The following is a 20,648-nucleotide window of genomic DNA, read 5'->3' on the forward strand; positions in this document are numbered from 1 at the left end:
AGTCATCGGGGCATGGTTTCGGCCAGGGCAAGCCGCGCACGGGCAATGCGCGACTTGATGGTGCCCAGCGGCACATCCAGTACCAGGGCGATTTCGTCATAGGACAGTTGTTCGATCTCGCGCAGCAGCAGCACTTCGCGCTGGTCGGTCGGCAGGCGGGCCAGCGCCGTTTCGAGCAGGCGCAGCTGTTCCACGCCTTGCAGCGCGGCTTCGGGGGTGGGTGCGGTATCCACGAGCCGGGCTTCCTGTTCAGGCTCCAGCGTGACGAAGTCCACCCGCTGGCTGCGCCGAAGCATGTCATACGCCAGATTGCGCGCGATGCGCAGCAGCCAGGTGCTGAACTGGGCATCGGGTCGCCATCGGGGCAGTGCTTCGTAGGCGTGCATGAAGGTCTCCTGCGTCAGGTCCTGCGCGTCCTCGCGCGTGCGCGTCAGCCGCAGCAGGAACCGGAACACGCGATCCTGGAAACGCCGTACCAGTTCGGCAAACGCCGTCGCATCGCCACGCTGGGCGCGGGCAATGCAGTCGTCGTCGGTGAGCTGGCGGGTGTTTCGCATGATCTGGTCATTGATTCAACGAACGGCGCGCAGGAAAGTTCCACCTTTCAGACAAGAATTTCCATGAACCGGCGCTTCAAGGAGGTACCAGCACTGGGTGGATGCGAGTTTACAGAACGCGACGGGCGCTGGAGCGCAAGCCCCCCTGTCCCGTGCGTGCTGCAAGGGCAGTGTATCCTTGGCCCAAGCCATCGGGCCCGGCCCGGTTTGACGGATTGTGGAGGACGGAACATGCAGCGCATCGAACAGCACGCCAGCTTTGGCGGTCGTCAGGAAGTCTGGCAGCACGCCAGCACCAGCACGGGCACCGACATGAAAGTGGGCGTGTTCCTGCCGCCCAGGGCGCTGGCAGGGCAGAAGTGCCCGGTGCTGTACTGGCTCTCGGGCCTCACCTGCAACGAGCAGAATTTCATCACCAAGGCAGGAGCGCAGCAGTTTGCCGCACAGCATGAGCTGATTCTGGTGGCGCCCGATACCAGCCCGCGCGGCGAAGGCGTGGCCAATGACGAGGCCTACGATCTGGGGCAGGGCGCAGGCTTCTACCTGAACGCCACGCAGCAGCCCTGGGCGCAGCACTATCGCATGGAAGACTACGTGGTGCAGGAGCTGCCGGCCCTGATCGAGGCGCACTTTCCGGCCAACGAGCTGCGCGGCATCTTCGGACACTCCATGGGCGGGCATGGTGCGCTGACGCTGGCGTTGCGTCATCCGGGGCGCTACTGCAGCGTGTCGGCGTTTGCGCCCATCGTGGCACCGAGCCAGGTGCCGTGGGGACAGAAGGCTTTTGCCGCCTATCTGGGGCCGGACGAGGCGTTGTGGAAGCAGCACGATACGGTCGCGCTGATTGCGACGGCGCAGGAGCGCCTGACGCTGCTGGTGGATCAGGGCGATGCGGATGATTTCCTGGCGGGGCAACTCAAGCCCGAGCTGCTCTGGCAGGCCTGCGCCGCCACCCAGCACCCGCTGAAGCTGCGCATGCATTCGGGCTATGACCACAGCTACTACTTCATTGCCAGCTTCATGCAGGAGCATGTGGAGCACCATGCGGCGGCCTTGAACGCCTGAGGCATGGCTTGCTGTTGGAGCGCATGGCGAGGCTCTGGCGAAGGTCGTGGCGGGACGCGCACCTGTGCGGAGGAGCCGCCTGCCAGAACGGGCGGTAGGCGCCTTCAGGATCAGGCAGCAGGCTGTCCGCGCGTTCCGGGGGCCAGCAGCAGCGCCAGCGCAGTCACCCCCGCAAAGCCGGCGCCAGCCCAGAAAGTCAGCGACGGGCCGTGTGCATCCCACAGCCAGCCGGCGATCAGGCTGGCAGCCAGCATGGCCACGCCACTCACCAGATTGAACATGCCAAACGCCGTGCCGAGCAGGGATTGGGGTGCACGGTCGGCCACCAGCTTGGAGAGCAGGCCCTGCGTGACCGCCATGTGCAGCCCCCACAGCGCGGACCCTACATAGACCATCCACACATTCGGAGCCAGCGCCAGCACCACGTCGGCGGCCACCAGCAGTGCCAGTCCGAGCAGCATCAGGGTGCGCGGCTGCATGCGGTCGGAGGCGGCGCCGGCAGGATAGGCGCCTGCGGCATAGACGATGTTCATCACCACCATCACGATGGGCACCAGTGCCATGGCCACCCCCATGCTTTGCGCGCGCAGCACCAGAAAGGCCTCGCTGAAGCGCGCCAGCGTGAACACGGCGCCGATCAGCACGATCAGCCAGTACTGCAGCGGCAGCTCCTTCACGCTGGACCAGTGCAGGCGCTTGCCGTTGGCCCTGGCTTCGCCGGCCGGCTTTTCCGGATCGCGCACCCAGATCGCCAGCAGCACCACGCAAATCACCGCCGGAATCACCGAAAACCACATGGCCAGGCGCAGGTTGTCGGCCAGCCACAGCATCAGCAGCACCGCCAGCAACGGGCCGGCCAGTGCCCCCACGGAATCCAGCGACTGGCGCAAGCCATAGGCCGCGCCGCGCATGTGCGGCGGGGCAATGTCTGCCACCAGGGCATCACGCGGTGCGCCTCGAATACCCTTGCCGATGCGGTCGATGAAGCGCGCCGCCATCACCCAGCCCATGCTGTGTGCCAGCGGAAAGATCGGCTTGGTCAGCGCCGCCATGCCGTAACCCAGCACCATCAGCCACTTGCGCTTGCCGAGATAGTCGCTCAATGCACCGGAAAACACCTTGGTGATGGAGGCCGTAGCCTCGGCAATGCCTTCCACCAGCCCCACCGCCACCATGGAGGCGCCCAGCGTGCCGACCATGAACAGCGGCAGCAGGCTGTGAATCAGCTCGGACGAGATGTCCATGAACAGCGAGGCAAAACCCATGGCCCAGATGCCGGCGGGGAGGGCACGGGGCGAGATGCGCTGTGCAGGGGGAGTCTGTGGTTGTTGGCCCATGGCGCGCTGAAGAAAGGGGCTGGCGGCCGCGCCTTCCGGATAAAGCGGATGGCGCTGCCGCAATCGTTCCACTATAGGAGAAAACCGGCTTGCATGTGCCTGCGCGCAACGCGTGTGTGCGATTTGTCTCGGCCTCCTGACGCAGGTCAGTGGACAGCCAGCAATACCCATTGGGAAAACGGGGAAGCTCGGTTACAGTTGGTCGTGTAACACGCCGCCACGCTGCGCTGCAGCGCGGGGCTTCTGTGTGCCCTCAACCGACAGGCTTACGATATGGACCAGCACTACCTCACGCCCCTGTTTGCTCCTTCCTCTATCGCGGTGTTTGCCGGCAACCCCGAGTTGCGCGAATCCGATCCTGCCTACCGGGATGCGAAGAACCTCTACGAGGCCCTTACGGCTCAGCGCTACACCGGCAAGTTCAACTTCCTGGACGTGGACACCACCGAAGGCCGCCTGGCGGACCTGATCAATACCGGTGCCGACCTGGCGCTGGTGGCATTGCCCCCGCACAAGGTGATGGCGGCACTGGAAGTGGCAGGGCGCATCCGCTGCAAGGCGGCGCTGATCATCTCCACCGGCATCACGGCCGAGCAGGCGTCCGAACTGCGCGCCGTGGCACGCCGCAATAACATGTTCCTGATGGGCCCGAACAGCCGCGGCTTCCAGCGCCCGCATCTGGGGCTCAACTCCAGCATCGTCGGTCCGATTGCCGAGAAGGGGCCGCTGGCGCTGGTGTCGCAATCGGGCGCACTCACCTCGGCCCTGCTGGACTGGGCACGGCCCAACAAGGTGGGCTTCTCCACCGTGATCTCGCTGGGCCCGCACACTGCCGTGGACATGGCGCAGACGCTGGATTTCCTGGCCGCCGATCCGCAGACCCACAGCATCGTGGTGTATCTGGAAGGCATCAAGAATGCCCGTAATTTCATGAGCGCGCTGCGCGCTGCCGCCATCGCCAAGCCGGTGGTGGTGCTCAAGGCGGGCCGCAAGCAGGCGGGCAACGTGGCAGCGCGCACGCATTCGGCCGCCATTGTGGGCAGCGACGAGGTGTTTGATGCCGCACTGCGCCGCGGCGGTGCCGTGCGCATCCGTTCCTTCACCGAATTGTTCTCGGCCGTGCAGTGCCTGGCATCGCGCTACCGCCCGGTGGGCAAGCGCCTGGCCATCATCACCAACGGCGGCGGCCCCGGCGTGCTGGCCGCAGACCGTGCCAACGACATTGGCCTGGAACTGGGCCATCTGTCCGACACCACGGTCAACGCACTCAAGCCCAAACTGCTGCCGCAAGCCTCGCTGGTGGACCTGATGGACCTGACCGAGGACGCATTGGGAGAGCACTTCCTGGAGGCGCTGCGTGCTGCCGCTTCCGATCCCAACATCGACGGCGTGTTGACCATCCACACGCCCAAGATCGGGACCGACATGGAGGGCGTGGCCACGGCCATTGCGCAGGAACGCCCGAAGTTTTCCAAGCCGCTGATCAGCTGCGTGATGGGCGATGCCTCGGTGCACGAGGCGCGCAACATCCTGAACAATGCCAGCATCCCCACCTTCCGCAGTCCGGAAGCTGCCGTGGGGGCTTTCGGCAACATCGCCTCTTACTACCACAACCAGAAGCTGCTGCAGCAGACGCCGCCGCCGCTCACCCATCTGGCCAAGCCCGATGTGGAGGGCGCACGCATGCTGCTGGAAGGCGTGCTGGCCGAGCGTCGCCAGATCCTGACCGAGATGGAATCGAAGGCGCTGCTGTCGGCCTTCCACATCCCTGTTACGCAGACGATTCTGGCGCGCAGCGCGACCGAAGCCATGATGCTGGCCGCGCAACTGGGCTTCCCGGTGGCGCTCAAGATCGACTCGCCCGACATTCCGCACAAGAGCGACGTGAACGGCGTGGCGCTCAACATCATGAACGCCGTGGGCGTGCGTGACGTGTTCGAGGAGATGATGGAAAACGTGGCACGCAAGATGCCCAAGGCGCGCATCAACGGCGTGTCGGTGCAGCGCATGGCGCGCCACAACCGCGGCCGCGAGCTGTACATCGGCGTGGTGACGGACGAGCCTTTCGGCCCCGTGATCGCTTTCGGTGCAGGCGGCACCATGGTCGAACTGTATGACGACCGCGCGATGGAATTGCCGCCGCTCAACCAGTTCCTGGCGCGCCACATGATCGAGCGCTCACGCGTATCCGCCACGCTCGATGCCTGGCGCGGTGCCACGCCGGTGGATCGCGAGGCGCTGGAACAGGTGTTGCTGCGCGTCTCCGAAATGGTGTGCGAGCTGCCGCAGCTGCGCGAGATGGACATCAACCCCATCATCGTGGACGAAGACGGCGCCGTGGCGGTGGATGCGCGCATCGTGGTGGGCAACACGCTGGCCACGGCACGGCCCTACCAGCACCTGTCCATCCTGCCGTATCCGGCGCACTTCGAGCAGCAATGGCCGCTGCCGGGGGGCGGGCACTACATCGTGCGTCCCATCCATCCGGACGATGCCGAGATGCTGCAGACGCTGGTGCGCGAACTCAAGCCGGAAAGCCGCTACAACCGCTTCGTGTCGGCGCTGACCGAGCTGTCACCCAACATGCTCTCCAAGTTCACGCTGATCGATTACGACCGCGAAATGGCGCTGGTGGCCATCCTGATCGACAGACAGGTGGAAGAAGACGGCAGCGTGACCGAAACGCAGCGCATCGTCGGCTCGGCACGCTACGTGACCAACCCGGACAGCAGCACCTGCGAATTCTCGCTGCTGGTGGCCGACGACATGTCCGGCAAGGGCATGGGCTCGCGCCTGATGCGCTCCATCATGGACGTGGCGCGCGAGAAGGGGTTGAGCGAAATCATCGGTCTGGTGCTGACCAATAACTCCGGCATGCTGAAGCTGATGCGGTCGCTGGGCTTCACCATCAAGGCTTATCCGGATGATCCGGATTTCAGGTTGGTGACGCATCAGTTGTGATGTTGCCGGCGGGCATCTGGTGTGCCCGCAATGAAAACACCTTTTTCAAAGCCTTAGGTTTTCAATTTTCAGTTTGTATTAGTATAAACTTCGCATCTTATACGCGTGACAATCTGATTGGAGGCTGATTTTGAGTGCAATGATTACGGGTGTTTTGTTTCTGCTCTTTGGGGTGCTTGGCTTGTATCTGGTCAGCCGTCGCCAGTTCTATCGGCGCAATGTTGCCGGAGTCGAGGAGTTCAGCAGCCATTCAGCAATGATTGGCGCGCGGCTTCTTGAGAAAGTCATCAGGATCGCCTCGTGGCTGCTGGTTGTTTTCGGCATCATTGCCGTGATCGCAGCCTACAGCCGACCTGCCTGAACGGTGCATACTGAATAATGGTCTTTCAGGGTAGCTTGCGGGGCGACCCTGGACGAGCCGTGAGCTACAGGGCGGCTGTCGAACTGAGCGCGGTGATGGAGACTCGAAGCAAGCCTGTGCCAGGCCGTCTGTCCACCAGTGCGTCAACACCATAGACTCTTGCAATATTTTCGGGCGTCAGGGCAGAGGCAGGTGTTCCCCGAGTGATGACATTGCCCCCCTGCATCACGTAGATGCGGTCGCAGTACTGCGCAGCAATGTTCAGATCATGCAGCGCCACCTGCACCGTCCGTCCCGATTGCTTGACCAGATGCATCAGCTCCAGCTGATACCGGATATCGAGATGGTTGGTCGGCTCATCCAGTATCAGCACTTCCGGTTCCTGCGCCAGCGCGCGGGCCAGCAGTACGCGCTGCTTTTCGCCGCCAGACAGGCCGGAGAAGTCCCGCTCCGCCAGGTGCAGACAGCCGACCTGCCGAAGACAATCCTCCACCACCTGCAGATCGTGCGCACTGTTGCGTGCCCAGGGAGACTGGTGCGGAATCCGCCCCATCATCACGGCCTCCTGCACGGTGTAATCAAACACATGGGCTGACTCCTGCCCCAGCACAGCGACCTTTTGGGCAAATTCGCGGGGGGAGAGCGTCCAGATGTCGCGGCCGTCCAGGTGCACGCTGCCGCTGTCGGGCCGGGTGTGGCGATACATCATGCGCAGCAGGCTGGATTTGCCGCAGCCATTGGGGCCGAGCAGGCCGACGCACTCGCCCCGTTCCACATGCAGGCTGACGCTGTCGACAATGCGTTGGCCATCCACCGACCAGCTCACGTTGCGTGCTTCCAGCAGGCTCATGCAAATCCCTTCACACTGCGCGCCTTGCGTGCCAGCATCCAGACAAAGAACGGGCCGCCGATCAGCGAGGTGATTACGCCAACCGGAATTTCCATGGGAGCCAGCACAGTGCGCGCCATCAGGTCGACCAGGACTAGAAAGATCGCACCCAGCAACGCTGCCACCGGCAGCACGCGGCGATGCTCCACGCCCACCAGCATGCGCGTGATGTGCGGAATGACCAGCCCGACGAAGCCGATGGCACCGCTGACGGCCACCATGGTTCCGGTGATGAGCGAGATGACGGCAAACAGCACGCGTCGCAGCGCATGGGGATTGATGCCCAGGGTGCCGGCGGTTTCGTCACCGGTAAGCAGGGCATTGAGCGCGCGCGCCTGCAGCACCAGCCACAGAACGCCCAGCAGCAGGAGGGCGGCAGGCAGCGCCAGATGATCCCACTGTGCGCCGGCCAGACTTCCCAGGGTCCAGGTGAGCAGGGCGTTAGCCAGGTCGCGCTGGCCGGAGGTAAGCGTGATCAGGCTGGTCAGCCCTATCAGGAAGTAGCCCACCGCCACGCCGCTCAGGATCAGACGCGTGGCCTCGATGCGTCCGCCTTGGCGCGCCAGCCAGTACACCACGATGGCGGCTGCCAGCGCCCCCAGAAAGGCACCTGCCGAGATGGCGTACACGCCTGCTGCTGCCAGGCTGCCAAAGGCCAGCACAGACACTGCGCCGACCGAAGCGCCGGATGACACGCCCAGCATGTAGGGGTCTGCCAGCGGGTTGCGCACCATGGCCTGCATCACCACGCCCACCGTTGCCAGTCCGGCACCGACCAGCGCCGCGAGCAGGATGCGCGGCATGCGGATCATCCAGACGATCTGGTAGTGCTGGATGGACCAGTCGGGCGTGAGCAGGGCCAGGCCAAAGCGCTGGCCCAACTCGTGCAGCAGGATGCGCCATACGGTGCCTGGGTGCAGCGACACCGAGCCGAGCGTGACAGCCAGTGTCATGGCGGCGATCAGCAGCCCCGCCAGCGCGAGGCAGGCCAGACCGATGGGCCACTGCCGCATCCAGCGCATCATGATCTGGCCGTAGCCGCCGTAGCCGCCGTAGCCGCCGTAGCCGCCGTAGCCGCCGTAGCAGCCGTAGCAGCCGTAGCAGCCGTAGCAGCCGCGCCGAAGCGCTCGGGATGCAGCTTCCGCGCCAGCGCTCGCGCCGCCTTCACATTGCGTGGCCCCGGCGTCGCCTCGGCATAGCTGATCACAAAGAACCGCTGGTTGCGGATCGCATCCACATTCGCCAGCTCGGGCTTCTGTCGCAGAAAATCGATCTTGGCCTGCGCCGACACCGTGCCGTAGTCGTTGATCAAGATCCAGGCTGGATCGCGCGCCACCACGTCTTCCCAGTTGCCGCGCGGCCAGTTGCTGGCGATATCGTCAAACAGGTTCTCCCCGCCGGCCAGATCGATGATGGCGCGTGCCATGCCGTAGCGGCCCACGGTGGTGGGAATTTTCTCGCCGCCGTCATACAGGAACACGCGCGGGCGCTCCGCCACGCCTTGCATGCGCTGGCGCAAATCGTGCAGGTCCGTCTCGATGGCGCGGATGCGCGCTTCGGTCTGCGCCTCCACATCGAAAATGCGCGCGATATTGCGCAGGTCGCGCAGCGTGTCGTCAATCGCCACGCCTTGGCGCGGCTGGATGCGCACGCAGGATTCCGTCAGTGCGTACGAACTGATGCCGTAGCGCTGCAGTATCGCAGGTGTCACGCCGCCTTCGCGAAAGCCGTAGTTCCAGCCGGCAAACACGAAGTCGGCCTGCACGCCGAGCAGGTTTTCCAGCGTCAGGCCCTGGCTGGACAGATCGGGCACGCGCTTGAGGGAGGGCTGAAAGGCGGGATCGATCTCGCCATGGGAGCGGATGCCGGTAAAGCCGGCCAGCCGGTGTTCCAGACCGAGGAACAGGAACATCTCGGTGATGCCCATGTCGTTGGTCACGGCGCGCCGGGGCACGACCGGATAGTGCACGTCCTCGCCGCAGACCTGCAGGCGCAGATCGCGTGTCGTGCCGCTGGCCGCAAGACCAGCTGCGGTGCCAGCTGGCCCCGAAACAGCAACACCACTGCTTGAGGTCGCGTCTTTGCATGAAGCAGCCGCACGACTGTGTGCGGCGTGTCCATCGCTCGCCTGCTGGCCGCATCCCGCCAGCACCGCCGCCACCATCACCGCGAGCAAACCCGGGCGCATAGCAGCAAGGGAAGAATTCCGCATGGGGAGCCCCCGATCAGAAGCGCATCAACGCCGTCAGTTCCACATGGCGCCCCGGCGCCACCAGCCATTGCTTGCCGTAGGTGTTGCTGGCGTAGAAGCGGTTGGTCAGGTTGCGCCCGGACAGGCTCAGCGTGGTCACGCGGTTCACATCCCAGCTCAGCGCGCCGTCCAGCGTGGTGTACGCTGGCAGCTTCACGCTATTGGCGTTGTCGGCAAAGCGCGCGCCCACGTGGCGCAGGCCAAGCGACGCCTTCCATTTCGGCTGCTGGTAGTGCGCCCACAGGTTGGCCGTGTAGCGCGCCACGTTGGCGGGACGGTTGCCGGAGCGATCGATGCCGGCGGCTCCTTCGCGCAGGTGGTCGAACTTGGCATCCACCCAGGCCACGTTCCCTTCAAGCCTCCAGGCCTTTGTCGGCCGGATCGCCGCACTCAGTTCCACGCCCCGGGACGATTGCTGCCCGCCCTGCACCGAGATGGCAGGACGGTCAGGATCGCGCGTCAGGATATCCTTCTTGCTGATATCGAATGCGGCGAGCGTCCATTCGCCGCGATCGTCAGCCAGTTGCTGCTTGACGCCGATTTCGACCTGTCGCCCCTTGCTCAGCCTGAAACGGCTTTGGGCTTCGCCCAGGGAGAGCAGGCTGGTGACGGGATCATGCCCCTGGCTGTATTGGGCATACAGGTTGGTGCGCTCATTCAGCCGGTAGCTCGCCCCCAGCCGCCAGGAAGTGCCGCCCAGGGTGCTCTCGAAATGCTTGCCACTGGCCGCGTCCGTGCGGGCCACCTGGTACAGATCGCGCCGGATGCCGCCCATCAGCAACCACTGTTCGTTCACGTTCCAGGCATCTTCCAGATAGAAGGCATGCTGGCGTACGCGCGAATCAAAGCGCGGAACGGTAGCATCCGGGCTGCTCCACCAGCCATGTTCCGGCGCCAGCAGTGAAACAGAAGACGAACCACGGAAGGGTGCGTTGCTGTTCAGCGCGAAGTCCGTGCGGGACACGTCCCAGCCAACGGCAATCTGGTGATTGCGCGGCGTCAGCTCCAGACCCAGACGGTTGCCCACCTGGCGGGTGTCATGGCCGATTTCCAGGTAGGAGTCGCGATCGATCCGGCCGGTGGCGGGGTTGTGCCGGTAGCCCTCCACGTTCTTCCAGTGCCGGTCGGAGTCGAAACGGTAGGTTTCGTTGTGCAGCCTGATCCAGTGCTGCGGCGACCATTCGCCCTTCAGGCGCACGCGCTTGTCCTTGTAGCGGATGTCGCCATCGGCTACGTTGTAGTTGTTGCTGGCCACGTCCTTGCGCAATTCGCCATTGACCAGCGGCGTGCCCCAGTAGCGCTCGGGCTTCTGGTCGGCGATGTCGGCGGTCAGGTCGAACATCAGGTTGGAACGCGGCTGCCAGCGCAGGCCGGTCATCAGCTTGGCGTTGCGTGCATCGCCGTAGGCGCGCTCGCCATCGCTGCGCTGGCCATAGGCATCGATGCGGTAGCTCAGCGTTTCGCCCAGCGGCCCGGTGGTGCCCACGCCGAGCCGCGCAGTGCCATGCGTGCCTGCGCCGATCAACACCTCGGTTTCACGGATGCGGCTGGGAGTCTTGCGTACGGCATTGAGGGTGGCGCCCATGGTGCCACTGCCATACATGAGCGAGGCCGGACCGCGCAGCACGTCCACGCGCTCGTAGCCCCAGGTGTCGGCCGGGTAGGTCACGGTGCCCGCGCCGATGCCCAGCGTCAGCCCGTCCTCGGCCACCCCGACGGAGTTGACGCCGGAGAACCCACGGCTGGCAAATGACAGCCCGCCGTTGCCGGGAGAGCCGTTCTCGCTCACCCCGACGGTACGCGTCACTGCGCTGTTGACGCCATGGTCCGAGCGTTCCAGCATCTGTTCGCTGCTTACGCTGCCGACACTGGCCGGAAGATCCTGCACGCTCACACCGGTGCGTGAGCCGGACGCCGCAGGAAGGTTCAGGCCCAGACCGGTGGCGCCGAAGGGGCTGGCAGTCACTTCGATGCGGGGCAGGGTGTCAGTGGTGTCATCGGCATGTGCGCCGGTCACGCTGGCAAGCAATACCAGCGTACAGGCCGTGGCAACAGAACGGGGACGGGAAGGGGGCAGGGCGGCGCGGCCGGCAGCGGGCGCCGAGAAGAAAAACGCAGGCATTGTCAGAAAAGGCGGTGACTGCCTGATGGATGCCTGCACACAAGAACGCCCAACGGCGCCAATACAAGCGCGCGGACTTTGCATGACGGCTATCTACACCCCGCAGACAGTCATGGGTTTGTGCCAGGGCACAGGGAACCAGCAGGCCGGTCTCCGGGCTCACAGACGATGCGTGCGCATCCGCATGTCACCTTCCCGAGGCAGGCGCTTGCACGCACTGGCCCTCAGTGGTTGCCCCTGGCGCGAACGCTGAAGGGCGTGACATGATTTTCTGCATACCGTTGCGGGGGCAGCCAAGGCCTGGGCATTGCGCCGTACCTTGTTCCCGTTTCACTTGCTGAGGCAAGCACCTGCTGACGATCGTTCTTTTTCAAGAACGGCAGGAGTCTATCACGTGTGAATGATGTGGGAGGCGAACGGGAGCGAAACTTTCCAGCGCCCAGCCCAACCCAGCACCGGCCGTTTCAGCCTTGCAGGCAGATCGTCACCAGCGCCGAACAATCCTCCTCCGCCAACAGCGCATGCGGCTCGTTGCCGGCCAGATGCACCCAGTCGCCGGCCTGCATCGTCTGTGCGCCCAGAGAAGTCTGCATCTGGAACCGGCCCTCCAGGCATTGCACCGTGATTTCGCCCGGCACCGTATGCTCGCGCAGCGTTTCGCCCTGGCGCAACACCACGCGCACCACTTCCAGCTGGCGCGCCTTGAGCAGGGCATGGGTGCGCGTGTCCGTCAAGGCAGCGCCCAGCGGCGCAAGCGAAACGACCTGGTTCGAAATGGCATGGGGCTTGGCCATGGCGGACTCCTTGGGCAACGATGGTGCGACCCATGATACGCAGCCCCGGCGAATGCTCCGCAAGCAAGAGCCTGCATCAGACAGGGATAATGCTCCCAGTTCCACTCGATAGGGCGCCCGCGCCATGGTCCTCAATCTCGTCTGGCTGGGATTCTTCGTCTCGGCCTTTGCCATCGCCCTGTTCCAGCTCATGCAGGGCGATCTGGAAGTGTTCTCCCGCCTGCAGACCGCACTGTTCGACGCAGCCAAGACCGGCTTCGAGATCTCGCTTGGCCTGACCGGCATGATGGCGCTGTGGCTGGGCATCCTGCGCGTGGGCGAGAAGGCCGGCGTGATCAACGCCTTTGCCCGTGCGGTGAATCCGCTGTTCCGCCACATTTTCCCCGGCGTGCCTCAAGGCCACCCGGCGCAGGGCGCCATGACCATGAACATGTCGGCCAACATGCTGGGGCTGGACAATGCCGCCACGCCGCTCGGCCTCAAGGCCATGCAGGAGCTGCAATCCCTCAACGACAAGCCCGACACTGCCACCAATGCCCAGATCCTGTTTCTGGTGCTCAATACTGCCGGCCTCACGCTGATCCCCACTTCGGTCATCGCCATCCGCCAGACCATTGCACTCAAGCAGGGGCTGACCGGCTTCAACGCGGCCGATATCTTTCTGCCCACGCTGGTGGCCACCTCCATTTCGCTGCTGTCGGCGCTGCTGATCGTGGCGCTGGTGCAGCGCCTGCCGCTCTGGCGCCCCGCAGTCTGGGCGCCGCTGGCGGCTTTCGGGGCAGCAGTAGGGGGGTTGACCTGGTGGCTGGCCCAGCTGCCGCCCGATCAGTCTGCGCGCCTCATTGGCACCATCGGCAGCGGCGTCATCCTCGGGCTGGTGGTGCTCTTCCTCGTGGCGGGTGCGCTGCGCCGCATCAACGTCTACGACACCTTCGTGGACGGCGCCAAGGAGGGCTTTGGTGTGGCGGTGCAGATCATTCCCTATCTGGTCGCCATGCTGTGCGCCATCGCCGTGTTCCGTGCCTCTGGCGGCATGGACTGGATCATGCAGAGCATTGCCACCGTCGTCAGCGCCTTCGGCCTGCCGACCGACTTCCTGCCCGCCTTGCCGGTGGGCTTGATGAAAATCCTCTCCGGCTCGGGCGCACGCGGCCTGATGGTGGACGTGATGAACACCTACGGTGTAGCGTCCTTCCCGGCGCAGGTCGCCGCCATCATCCAGGGCTCCACCGAAACCACCTTCTACGTGCTGGCCGTGTACTTCGGCAGCGTGGGCGTGAAGCAAACGCGCCATGCGCTGGCCTGTGCGCTGTTTGCCGACGTAGTCGGCATCGTGGCCGCGGTATTGGTGGGGTATGCGTTCTTTACATAAAGGTAAACCCTTGTGTTGTAAACTTCGTTACAGATTCCCGCGACAGGGTGGCGAAAGCCGAGTTGCGCGGGCTGCGTCCTGATTCCGCCGGGTTGTCCCTTCCATGAGTCCGAACTTTCCTCACGCTGCAGAGTTGCTGGCAGCCACGCTGTTTGCGCTGGCCTTGATCCACACCTTCTCCACCAAGTATTTCCATGGTCTGGCACAACGCTATCCGGGGCATTCCGGCGTCTGGCACCTGCTGGGCGAAGTGGAAGTGGTGTTCGGCTTCTGGGCCATGCTGCTGATGGTGCTGCTGTTCGGCCTGTACGGGCAGGACCAGGCGTTGGGCTATCTCGAGTCACGCAACTTCACCGAGCCCATGTTCGTGTTCGTCATCATGGTGGTGGCGGCCACGCGGCCCATTCTCGACTTTGCCAGCCGCATCGTGCTGCGCATGGCGCGCCTGCTGCCCCTGCCGGATGGCATGGCACTTTATTTCATGCTGCTGGCCTTTGTGCCGTTGCTGGGTTCCTTCATCACCGAGCCCGCCGCCATGACGCTGGCTGCGCTCATGCTGCGTGATGCCGTCTTCACCCAGCCCGTTACCAACCGACTCAAGTACGGCACGCTGGGCGTGCTGTTCGTCAATGTCTCTATCGGCGGCGTGCTGACGCCGTTTGCGGCTCCGCCCGTGCTGATGGTCGCCGCCAAGTGGGGCTGGGATTTGCCCTTCATGCTGACCCAGTTCGGCTGGAAAGCGGCTGTTGCCGTCTGCTTCAACGCCGGCGCTGCCATGTGGCTGCTGCGCCGCGAACTCAAGCGTTTGCCCGTGGCACAGCCGGAACCTGGCTCGCACGTGCCGGTCACCGTGGTGGTCATCCACCTGCTGTTCCTGGCCACCGTGGTGCTGTTTGCCCATCATCCGGTGGTATTCATGGGCATGTTCCTGTTCTTCCTGGGTTATACGGCGGCGTATCCGCGCAACCAGAGCCCGCTCATCCTGCGCGAGGCGCTGCTGGTGGCCTTCTTCCTGGCCGGACTGGTGGTGCTGGGCGGCATGCAGCAATGGTGGCTGCAGCCGCTGCTGATGGGCCTGAACGCCGACACCGTGTACTTCGCAGCCACTGCGCTGACCGCCATCACCGACAACGCGGCACTGACCTATCTGGCATCGCTGGTGGAAGGCCTGTCGCCAGACTTCAAGACAGCGCTGGTGGCTGGTGCCGTGACCGGCGGCGGCCTGACGCTGATCGCTAACGCCCCCAACCCGGCTGGCGCCACCATTCTGAAGGAACACTTCCCCGAAGGCGCCATCCACTTCTTCTGGCTGCTGGTGGCCGCGCTGCCGCCCACGCTGGTGGCGATGATGGCGTTCCGGTTGTTGTAATCTTCCGGCAGCCGAGCAGCCGAGCAGCCGAGCAGCCGAGCAGCCGAGCAGCCGAGCAGCCGAGTGGCTTGGCACGCTTTCCGCAGGCCGCCGGTCGAGCCGGCACCGCCGCGCTTACACCTTCACGTTGACGATCGTCGCCTGCATCAGCGCAACCACCTTGGTTGCCCCGTCCTTGTAGGCCAGCACTTCACCCGTGCATACGGTCAGCATCTTGCCGGCATTCACCACCTTGCCAATGGCGACAAAGCGTTCGCCAATGGCCGGACGCAGCAGGTTCAGCTTGAACTCGGCAGTCACCACCTCATGCCCCGGCGGCGCCTTGGTCAGCGCCGCGTAGCCGCAGGCGCTGTCGACGATACTGGTAATGGCTCCGGCGTGAACAAAGCCCTGCTGCTGGGAGAGATGGAACGAAAACGGCAGGCTGATCTGCACCTCGCCTTCCTGCGCCGACAACAGTTCGGCACCGAGGGTGGCCATCAGCCCCTGCTTTTCAAAGCTGGCTGCAATGCGGTCATGGATCTCGCTCACGTTCTGTCTCCCGTCACTTGTTCTACTGGATTTTCTGCGCCAGTGACTTGAGCAGCCGGAGGTACTCCTGATTGGTATCGCTCAAGGCGTTCCAGATGGTGTCCTGATCCAGAACGGAGAAGGAACCCTCTGCGACCATGGCCTGAATCTGCTGGCGCTGATTGTCGTCCAGATCCGCAGATTCGGACAACTCCATCCAGTGTGCCTGATAAAGAGCCCCCAACTTCCGGTAACGCTCATCCACGCTACTCAGGAATTTCCCGAACTTGCGCAACTGGCACAGGTCATCTTCCAGTGCGGTACACAGTGTCTGCATCTCCTGCAGTTGGGCGAAATCATCAGGGGACAGGGGCATGGCGAGCTACGGTTGGCAGCCCGGCAGGCGGTAGCCCCGGGCCGAAAATGACCGCACCCATGTACGACGCGATCAGCAAGAGGGCATGATAACGCGCAAAAAAAGCGCGCAGCCTGAAGGCGCGCGCTGTGTTCCGGCAGGCCGGATCAGGGTTTACAGGGCCGCCACAACGGCATCACCCATTTCCACCGTGCTCACCTTGGTCGTGCCCTCGCTCAAGATGTCTGCCGTGCGCAGACCCTGTTCCAGAACCTTCTGCACGGCCGCTTCGATGCGGTCGGCAGCTTCCGGCTGGTTCAGCGAGAAGCGCAGCATCATGGCGGCGCTCAGGATGGTCGCCAGCGGGTTGGCAATGCCCTTGCCGGCGATGTCGGGCGCGCTGCCATGGCTGGGCTCGTACAGACCCTGGTTCCTGTCATTCAGGCTGGCAGACGGCAGCATGCCGATGGAGCCGGTCAGCATCGCAGCCTCGTCGCTCAGGATGTCGCCGAACATGTTGCCGGTCACCACCACGTCGAACTTCTTCGGCGCCTTCACCAGCTGCATGGCGGCGTTGTCGACCAGCATGTGGTCCAGTGCCACGTCGGGATACTGCTGGGCCACTTCGACCATCACGTCCTTCCACAGCTGCGAGGTTTCCAGCACGTTGTTCTTGTCCACGCTGGTCAGGCGCTTGCCGCGCTTTTGCGCTGCCTGGAACGCCGTGTGCGCAATGCGCTCGATTTCGGGGCGGCTGTAGCGCATGGTGTCGAAGGCTTCCTCGGTGCCGGGGAAGTGGCCATCTTCAGCCGTACGGCGGCCGCGCGGCGTGCCGAAGTAGATGTCACCGGTCAGTTCGCGGATCAGCAGGATGTCCAGGCCGGCAATCAGCTCGGGCTTCAGGCTGGAGGCGTTCACCAGCTCCTTGTAGCAGATGGCAGGACGGAAGTTGGCGTACAGGCCCAGCGCCTTGCGCAGGCCCAGAATGGCCTGCTCGGGGCGCAGATGGCGTTCCAGCACGTCGTATTTCCAGTCGCCCACGGCGCCGAACAGGATGGCGTCGGAGGACTTGGCCAGCTCCAGCGTGGCTTCGGGCAGCGGGTGGCCGTGTTTCTCGTAGGCGGTACCGCCCACGTCGGCCCAGTTCATTTCCAGCGGCAGATTCAGCGCGTTGAGGACCTTGACAGCTTCTGCAACGATTTCGTGACCGATGCCGTCACCGGGAAGAATAGCGATTTTCATGATGGTGGTTCAGGGATAAATAAAAAATCAGACAGCCGGCTGATGTGCCAGCCAGGGCTTGCTTGCCAGACGTTCGGCTTCGAAGGCCTTGATCTTGTCCACATGGCGTAGCGTCAGGCCGATATCGTCCAGGCCGTTGATCAGGCAGTACTTGCGGAAGGCCTGCACGTCGAAGGGGATTTCTTCGCCCTGCGGCAGCACGACGACCTGACGCTCCAGGTCGATGGTCAGCTGGTAGCCGGGGAAGGCCGCCACTTCATCGAACAGGCGCGACACGGTCGCTTCCGGCAGCACGATGGGCAGCAGGCCGTTCTTGAAGCAGTTGTTGAAGAAGATGTCGGCAAAGCTGGGCGCGATGATGGCGCGGAAGCCATACTGCTCCAGTGCCCAGGGGGCGTGCTCGCGGCTGGAGCCGCAACCGAAGTTCTTGCGCGCCAGCAGAATGCTCGCGCCCTTGTAGCGCGGCTGGTTCAGCACGAAATCGGGATTCGGCTTGCGCTCGGATTCGGGCTTGCCGGGCTCGCCCTTGTCAAGGTAGCGCCACTCGTCGAACAGGTTGGGGCCGAAGCCGGTGCGGCGGATGGATTTCAGGAACTGCTTGGGAATGATGGCGTCGGTATCGACGTTCTCGCGGTCAAGTGGGGCCACGAGGCCCTGGTGGATGGTGAACTTTTGCATGATGAATCAATAAGAGGGGCAGGGCAGATGCCCTGCGCAATGGCCGGGAGGAGGGGCAGGGATCTGCTGCCCGCCGCCTCCGGACGCAATTACTTGGAAACTTCCTGGACTTTCTCGCCCGCCTTTTCGATGCCGGAGCCGGCAGCCTGGCCGGCCTGCTTGACGTCCTGCTTCACGCCGGCCCAGGTATTGCAGCCGGAGATGGAGAGTGCCATGACGATGGCGCTGGCGAGGATTGCGATGGTTTTCATTCAGGGTCCTTTCTTGAAAACAGCCTGGTGGGCTTCATGCAAAAGCACGGACATCCACGAAGTGCCCGTGTACCGCAGCAGCCGCGGCCATGGCCGGGCTGACGAGGTGCGTGCGACCGCCATTGCCCTGGCGGCCTTCGAAGTTGCGGTTGCTGGTCGAGGCACAGCGCTCGCCCGGCTCCAGACGGTCGGCGTTCATGGCCAGGCACATGCTGCAGCCCGGCTCGCGCCATTCAAAGCCGGCCGCCTTGAAGATCTCGTGCAGGCCTTCGCGCTCGGCTTGTTCCTTCACCAGACCGGAACCCGGCACCACCATGGCCAGCTTCACGTTCCTGGCCACTTTCTGGCCCAGCTTCTTCACCACGGCGGCGGCTTCGCGCATGTCCTCGATGCGGCTGTTGGTGCAGCTGCCGATGAACACCTTGTCCACGCTGATGTCGGTCAGGGCCTTGCCCGGCTCCAGACCCATGTATTCCAGCGCGCGCTCGATGGCGCCACGCTTGCTGGCATCCTTTTCCTTGTCGGGGTCCGGCACATTGCCGTTCACGCCCAGCACCATCTCGGGGCTGGTGCCCCAGGTCACCTGCGGCTGGATCTCGGCGGCATTCAGCTCCACCACGGCGTCGAAACGCGCACCCTCGTCGGAGTGCAGCGTGCGCCAGTGCGCCACTGCCTGCTCCCACTCGGGGCCACCGACGAACTTGCCGGTAGCGGCATCGGTACCCGGAGCAAAGGGGCGACCCTTCACGTACTCGATGGTCTTGTCATCCACCGCCACGATGCCGGCACGCGCACCGGCTTCGATCGCCATGTTGCACACCGTCATGCGGCCTTCCATGCTCAGGCCGCGGATGGCGCTGCCGCCAAACTCGATGGTGTAGCCGGTGCCGCCAGCGGTACCGATCTTGCCGATGATGGCCAGCACCACGTCCTTGGCCGTCACGCCCGGAGCCAGCGTGCCTTCCACCTTCACCAGCATGTTTTTCGCCTTCTTGGCCAGCAGCGTCTGCGTGGCCATCACATGCTCCACCTCGCTGGTGCCGATACCGTGCGCCAGCGCGCCGAAGGCACCGTGCGTGCTGGTATGGCTGTCGCCGCAGACCACGGTCATGCCTGGCAGGGTGGCGCCATTCTCGGGACCCATCACGTGCACAATGCCCTGGCGCTTGCTCAGAAAGGGGAAATAGGCCGCAGCACCGAATTCCTTGATGTTGGCATCCAGCGTGGTCACCTGCTCCTTGCTGGTGGGATCGGTGATGCCGTCATAGCCCAGTTCCCAGCCGGTGGTGGGGGTGTTGTGGTCGGCGGTGGCCACCACGGAGCTCACGCGCCACAGCTTGCGGCCGGCCTCGCGCAGGCCTTCGAAAGCCTGCGGGCTGGTCACTTCATGCACCAGATGGCGGTCGATATACAGGATGGCGGTGCCGTCTTCTTCGGTATGCACCACGTGCTCATCCCAGAGTTTGTCGTACAGGGTACGGGCCATGATTGTCCTTGTGATTAGCGTGAAAGGTTAAACGGAAACGGGGTGGGGCCGTTCGGCGCCCAGCAGGTGATCCACCAGCTGGCGCGCCGCATGCGGCAAGGCAGAAAAATCGCGCGCCACCAGATCCAGGCGGCGCTCCGACCAGGCATCGCGCAAGCCGATACTCACCAGCTTGCCGGCTCCATGCAGCAATTCAAAAGCGCGGCGCGGCATCACGCCCACGCCCAGACCATTGTCGATCATGCGGCACATGGCGTCCAGACCGGACACGGAGATGCGCAGGCGGATCGGCCGTCCGGCCAGCAGCGCCGCATGGCGCATGGCCTGATGCACCGAGCTGTTGGCATGCAGGCCCACATGGTCGTAGTCGAGCGACTGGGCGAAATCGATCTCGTCGTGCTGTGCCAGCGGATGCGACTCGGGCGCGATCAGCACCAGCTGGTCCTGCCGGTAGGGCAGGGTCTGCAGGCCGGCGCTGCCATGCACCAGATTGCCGATGCCGAGATCGGCCGTGCCATCCTGCACGGCGCGCACGATATCGGGGCTCAGATGCTCTTCCAGATCGATCTTGATGTGCTCATGTTCGCGCGCAAAGCTGCCCAGGTCTTCCGGCAGAAACTGCACGATGGCCGAGATGCTGGCATGCACACGCACATGGCCGCGCACGCCTTCGGCATATTCGCCCAACTCATCCTGCATCTTGTCGATGCGGCGCAGCACGGCGCGGGCATGGTGCAACAGGTTTTCGCCCGCAGGAGTCAGCGACACACCGCGTGCATGACGCTCGAGCAGGGGGGTGTGGAACAGCGCTTCCAGATCGCTCAGCCGCTTGCTCACCGCCGAGGCTGCGATATAGGCCTTGTCCGCTGCGCGCCCGATGCTGCCCGATTCGCACACGGCAACAAACAGCTGCAGCGAGGTCAGGTCGAGTCGGCGGGAAACGGAGTGGTCGGCGGCCATGGAATTGGAGTAAGCATCGTGGTTGACGATGAATTTCCGCTATTTTGCGCGAAATTTTGGCGCGGATGCATCGCGGATCACGATGTCT

At 64.2% G+C, this 20,648-nt stretch carries 19 protein-coding genes and 1 riboswitch; of the genes, 5 read left to right on the top strand and 14 right to left on the bottom strand.

The window, feature by feature from the left end:
- Window positions 1-2 precede the first annotated feature (2 nt).
- Complete coding sequence (locus tag BMW28_RS03150; protein WP_091813730.1) at window positions 3-557, bottom strand: sigma-70 family RNA polymerase sigma factor; 555 nt, start codon at window positions 555-557, stop codon at window positions 3-5.
- A gap of 231 nt (window positions 558-788) precedes the next feature.
- Here BMW28_RS03150 and fghA point away from each other — a divergent pair, with 231 nt between their 5' ends.
- Window positions 789-1,622 carry an S-formylglutathione hydrolase gene (gene fghA, locus BMW28_RS03155; RefSeq protein WP_091813733.1) on the top strand — a complete coding sequence of 278 codons (834 nt, stop codon included), beginning with the start codon at window positions 789-791 and terminating at the stop codon, window positions 1,620-1,622.
- A 110-nt stretch (window positions 1,623-1,732) separates the two neighbouring features.
- Here fghA and BMW28_RS03160 read toward each other — a convergent pair whose 3' ends face one another.
- Entirely contained in the window at window positions 1,733-2,959 is a 1,227-nt protein-coding gene (locus BMW28_RS03160) for an MFS transporter (RefSeq protein ID WP_091815424.1), read from the bottom strand.
- Between the two features lie 273 nt (window positions 2,960-3,232).
- Here BMW28_RS03160 and BMW28_RS03165 point away from each other — a divergent pair, with 273 nt between their 5' ends.
- Together BMW28_RS03165 and BMW28_RS03170 are read left to right on the top strand one after the other, a co-directional pair.
- On the top strand, window positions 3,233-5,920 hold the full coding sequence (locus BMW28_RS03165; RefSeq protein WP_091813736.1) for a bifunctional acetate--CoA ligase family protein/GNAT family N-acetyltransferase: 2,688 nt from the start codon (window positions 3,233-3,235) through the stop codon (window positions 5,918-5,920).
- A gap of 130 nt (window positions 5,921-6,050) precedes the next feature.
- Complete coding sequence (locus BMW28_RS03170; RefSeq protein ID WP_143280533.1) at window positions 6,051-6,281, top strand: molybdenum ABC transporter permease; 231 nt, start codon at window positions 6,051-6,053, stop codon at window positions 6,279-6,281.
- 64 nt (window positions 6,282-6,345) lie between these two features.
- Here the strand turns inward: BMW28_RS03170 and BMW28_RS03175 are convergent, their stop codons facing one another.
- The 5 genes from BMW28_RS03175 to BMW28_RS03195 all read right to left on the bottom strand — a co-directional run bounded on the left by BMW28_RS03175 (window position 6,346) and on the right by BMW28_RS03195 (window position 12,337).
- Window positions 6,346-7,131, bottom strand: a complete 786-nt coding sequence (locus tag BMW28_RS03175) for an ABC transporter ATP-binding protein (protein WP_091813740.1) — start codon at window positions 7,129-7,131, stop codon at window positions 6,346-6,348.
- A complete protein-coding gene (locus BMW28_RS03180) occupies window positions 7,128-8,195 on the bottom strand; it encodes a FecCD family ABC transporter permease (RefSeq protein ID WP_327020810.1) in 1,068 nt (355 codons plus the stop codon). The genes BMW28_RS03175 and BMW28_RS03180 overlap by 4 nt, the downstream gene beginning before the upstream one ends.
- Window positions 8,192-9,139: an ABC transporter substrate-binding protein gene (locus BMW28_RS03185; RefSeq protein ID WP_234969958.1), complete on the bottom strand. Its 948-nt coding sequence runs from the start codon at window positions 9,137-9,139 to the stop codon at window positions 8,192-8,194. The genes BMW28_RS03180 and BMW28_RS03185 overlap by 4 nt, the downstream gene beginning before the upstream one ends.
- 256 nt (window positions 9,140-9,395) lie before the next feature.
- Window positions 9,396-11,543, bottom strand: coding sequence for a TonB-dependent receptor (locus tag BMW28_RS03190; RefSeq protein WP_091813746.1), 2,148 nt, complete (start codon window positions 11,541-11,543; stop codon window positions 9,396-9,398).
- A 127-nt stretch (window positions 11,544-11,670) separates the two neighbouring features.
- Window positions 11,671-11,912: riboswitch (cobalamin riboswitch) on the bottom strand.
- Window positions 11,913-12,007: 95 nt separating this feature from the next.
- Window positions 12,008-12,337, bottom strand: a complete 330-nt coding sequence (locus BMW28_RS03195; protein ID WP_091813749.1) for a cupin domain-containing protein — start codon at window positions 12,335-12,337, stop codon at window positions 12,008-12,010.
- A gap of 124 nt (window positions 12,338-12,461) precedes the next feature.
- Between BMW28_RS03195 and BMW28_RS03200 the strand changes: the two genes are divergently transcribed.
- Both BMW28_RS03200 and BMW28_RS03205 read left to right on the top strand, forming a co-directional pair.
- Window positions 12,462-13,709 carry a nucleoside recognition domain-containing protein gene (locus BMW28_RS03200; protein WP_091813752.1) on the top strand — a complete coding sequence of 416 codons (1,248 nt, stop codon included), beginning with the start codon at window positions 12,462-12,464 and terminating at the stop codon, window positions 13,707-13,709.
- Window positions 13,710-13,812: 103 nt separating this feature from the next.
- Complete coding sequence (locus BMW28_RS03205) at window positions 13,813-15,078, top strand: putative Na+/H+ antiporter (protein WP_091813755.1); 1,266 nt, start codon at window positions 13,813-13,815, stop codon at window positions 15,076-15,078.
- Window positions 15,079-15,192: 114 nt separating this feature from the next.
- Here the strand turns inward: BMW28_RS03205 and BMW28_RS03210 are convergent, their stop codons facing one another.
- The 7 genes from BMW28_RS03210 to BMW28_RS03235 form a co-directional block, all read right to left on the bottom strand.
- Window positions 15,193-15,558 carry a PaaI family thioesterase gene (locus BMW28_RS03210; RefSeq protein ID WP_407640939.1) on the bottom strand — a complete coding sequence of 122 codons (366 nt, stop codon included), beginning with the start codon at window positions 15,556-15,558 and terminating at the stop codon, window positions 15,193-15,195.
- 73 nt (window positions 15,559-15,631) lie between these two features.
- Window positions 15,632-15,964 (bottom strand): DUF4298 domain-containing protein, encoded by a 333-nt coding sequence (locus tag BMW28_RS03215; RefSeq protein WP_091813759.1) that lies wholly within the window; start codon window positions 15,962-15,964, stop codon window positions 15,632-15,634.
- Between the two features lie 153 nt (window positions 15,965-16,117).
- Window positions 16,118-17,185, bottom strand: coding sequence for a 3-isopropylmalate dehydrogenase (gene leuB, locus BMW28_RS03220; protein ID WP_091813762.1), 1,068 nt, complete (start codon window positions 17,183-17,185; stop codon window positions 16,118-16,120).
- Between the two features lie 27 nt (window positions 17,186-17,212).
- The gene (gene leuD, locus BMW28_RS03225; RefSeq protein WP_091813764.1) at window positions 17,213-17,863 is read right to left on the bottom strand and encodes a 3-isopropylmalate dehydratase small subunit; all 651 of its coding nucleotides are present in this window, start codon (window positions 17,861-17,863) and stop codon (window positions 17,213-17,215) included.
- Between the two features lie 89 nt (window positions 17,864-17,952).
- The gene (locus BMW28_RS12725) at window positions 17,953-18,114 is read right to left on the bottom strand and encodes an entericidin EcnAB (protein WP_143280534.1); all 162 of its coding nucleotides are present in this window, start codon (window positions 18,112-18,114) and stop codon (window positions 17,953-17,955) included.
- A 34-nt stretch (window positions 18,115-18,148) separates the two neighbouring features.
- Window positions 18,149-19,600, bottom strand: coding sequence for a 3-isopropylmalate dehydratase large subunit (gene leuC, locus BMW28_RS03230; RefSeq protein WP_091813765.1), 1,452 nt, complete (start codon window positions 19,598-19,600; stop codon window positions 18,149-18,151).
- Between the two features lie 27 nt (window positions 19,601-19,627).
- Window positions 19,628-20,560, bottom strand: coding sequence for a LysR family transcriptional regulator (locus tag BMW28_RS03235; RefSeq protein ID WP_091813768.1), 933 nt, complete (start codon window positions 20,558-20,560; stop codon window positions 19,628-19,630).
- Window positions 20,561-20,648 lie beyond the last annotated feature (88 nt).

It is taken from the genome of Allobrachymonas denitrificans DSM 15123, assembly GCF_900110225.1.
In the GTDB taxonomy this organism is placed as follows: domain Bacteria; phylum Pseudomonadota; class Gammaproteobacteria; order Burkholderiales; family Burkholderiaceae_C; genus Brachymonas; species Brachymonas denitrificans.